Origin of the sequence: Stutzerimonas stutzeri, from assembly GCF_000935215.1 — a bacterium.
Classification (GTDB): domain Bacteria; phylum Pseudomonadota; class Gammaproteobacteria; order Pseudomonadales; family Pseudomonadaceae; genus Stutzerimonas.
In genome coordinates this window covers 1-2,263 of the sequence record NZ_JXXD01000219.1, presented here as the reverse complement: position 1 = coordinate 2,263, position 2,263 = coordinate 1, and the positions used below count along the sequence as shown (strand labels likewise).

At 65.9% G+C, this 2,263-nt stretch carries 2 protein-coding genes; both read left to right on the top strand.

The genetic code is table 11. From position 1 onward, the window contains the following. The first annotated feature begins 117 nt into the window (after window positions 1–117). Window positions 118–507, top strand: a complete 390-nt coding sequence (locus tag LO50_RS19270) for a PaaI family thioesterase (protein ID WP_013981434.1) — start codon at window positions 118–120, stop codon at window positions 505–507. A 126-nt stretch (window positions 508–633) separates the two neighbouring features. Further along, window positions 634–2,211, top strand: coding sequence for a glutamate--cysteine ligase (gshA, locus tag LO50_RS19265; RefSeq protein WP_044316039.1), 1,578 nt, complete (start codon window positions 634–636; stop codon window positions 2,209–2,211). The last annotated feature ends 52 nt before the right edge of the window (window positions 2,212–2,263 follow it).

Sequence of the window (2,263 nt, the reverse complement as noted above, 5' to 3'; positions counted from 1 at the left end):
CAAGCCACGCGGCAACGCGCCGCGCAGCGAGCGCCATGCCAAGGAAGAAAAGCCGGCACCGGCCAATGCCGCCATGGCCGCGCTGTTCGCCAACGCCAAGCAGCTGAGGAAGTAGGCATGAGCATTCAAGTCGAGGCGGTGGGCAGCTCCAGCGCCTTCGGCCGCCTGCTCGGCCTGGAGATTCACCAGGTCGGCAACGGCGAGGCGGTGCTCGGCCTGAGCATGCACGACGGCCTGCGCAACCTGCACGGCAAGCTGCACGGCGGCGCGCTGTTCTCGCTGATCGACACCGCCATGGGCCAGGCCAGCCACAGCCTGGGCGATGGCTCGCCGAACAGCGTCACGCTCGAATGCAAGGTCAACTACATCCGCCCGGTGACCGATGGCGAACTGCGCTGTCGTGCCTGGGTGGTGCATGGCGGCCGGCGGACTCAGGTGCTCGAAGCCGAGGTGCATCAGGGCGACAAGCTGATCGCCAAGGCCCAGGCGACCTTCGCCTGCCTCTAGTGGCCTGTGCCACTGGCCGCTAGCGGAGTCGGCATGCATCGGCAGCGGTCGAAGCAACGCCGCCTCTTGTGAAGCGGCGTTTCCATCCCCATATTGGGCCGACTGTCGCGTGAAGGAATCCACAAGTTGAGCGCTCTTCTCACCCACCGCCTGGCATTGCTGGCCGAGCCGTCCCACCTGCCGCTGCTCAGTCAATGCCTGCACGGGATCGAACGCGAATGCCTGCGCGTCGACGCTCGCGGTCAGCTGGCGATGACCCCGCACCCCGCCGCACTGGGCTCGGCGCTGACCCACCCGCAGATCACCACGGATTATTCCGAGGCGCTACTGGAATTCATCACTGGCACCGACCAGGACCCCCAAAACACCCTGGCCGAACTCGAAGCAATCCATCGCTTCACCTGCGCCAAGCTGGGCGACGAATACCTCTGGAGCCCGTCGATGCCCTGTCCGCTGCCGAGCGAGGCGGACATCCCCATCGCCGAGTACGGCAGTTCCAACATCGGGCGGCTCAAGCACGTCTATCGCCAGGGCCTGGCCCTGCGCTACGGCAAGACCATGCAGTGCATTGCCGGCATCCACTACAACTTCTCGCTGCCCGAGGCGCTGTGGCCGGTACTGCAGGCCGATGATGGCGATACCCGCTCGGCCCAGGACTACCGCTCGACGCGCTACATCGGCGTGATCCGCAACTTCCGTCGCTACAGCTGGCTGCTGATGTACCTGTTCGGTGCCTCACCGGCGCTGGACGCCGGCTTCCTGCGCGGACGTCAGCATCAGCTCGAGACGCTCGACGCTGACACCCTGTACCTGCCGTACGCCACCAGCCTGCGCATGAGCGACCTGGGCTACCAGAACAATGCCCAGGCAGGGTTGACGCCTTGCTACGACGACCTGGCGAGCTACACCGAGAGCCTTTTCCGCGCCGTCTCCACGCCGTATGCCCCCTATGAGGCGATGGGCATCAAGGATGCCGCCGGCAACTGGCAGCAGCTCAACACCAACGTGCTGCAGATCGAAAACGAGTACTACTCGAACATTCGCCCGAAACGCGTCACCGCCACCGGCGAACGACCGTTGCAGGCGCTGCGTGCGCGCGGCATCCAGTACATCGAAGTGCGCTGCCTGGACATCAACCCCTTCCTGCCGCTGGGCATCGACCTCAACGAAGCGCGCTTCCTCGACGCCTTCCTGCTGTTCTGTGCGCTGGACGACAGCCCCTGCCTGGCCGACGGCGAATGCAGCGCGGCCACCGACAACTTCCTCAGGGTGGTCAAGGAAGGCCGGCGTCCGGGACTCGAGCTGCAGCGTTGTGGCGAGAACGTCATGCTCAGTGACTGGGCCAACCAGTTGCTCGACGAGATCGGCCAGGTTGCCGCCCTCCTCGACCGCAGCCATGCTGACTCCCGGCACGCCGAGGCGCTCGCCGAGCAGCGCGCCAAGGTCGCCGACAGCAGCCTGACGCCGTCCGCCCGCGTACTTGACGAGCTGCGCCGCAGCGGTGAGAGCTTCAGCCAGTTCGCCATGCGCCAGACCCTGGCCCACGCCGACTACTTCCGCAGCCAGGCACCGAGTGCAAGCGAGCTGGATCAGCTCGAGTCCGCCGCGCATCAGTCGCTGGAGCGCCAGGCGGAGATGGAAGCGACGGACGAGCTGGATTTCGACAGCTTCGTCGTCGAGTACCAGCGCGGTCTTAGTCTCTAAGCAAACGGCGGGCGCAACGCCCGCCGGCACACTTCAGAGCGGTTTCTCGAAG

Excerpts from the sequence above, each read along its gene's own strand:
- LO50_RS19270 (WP_013981434.1), top strand. The coding sequence starts at position 118 with ATGAGCATTCAAGTCGAGGCGGTGGGCAGCTCCAGCGCCTTCGGCCGC.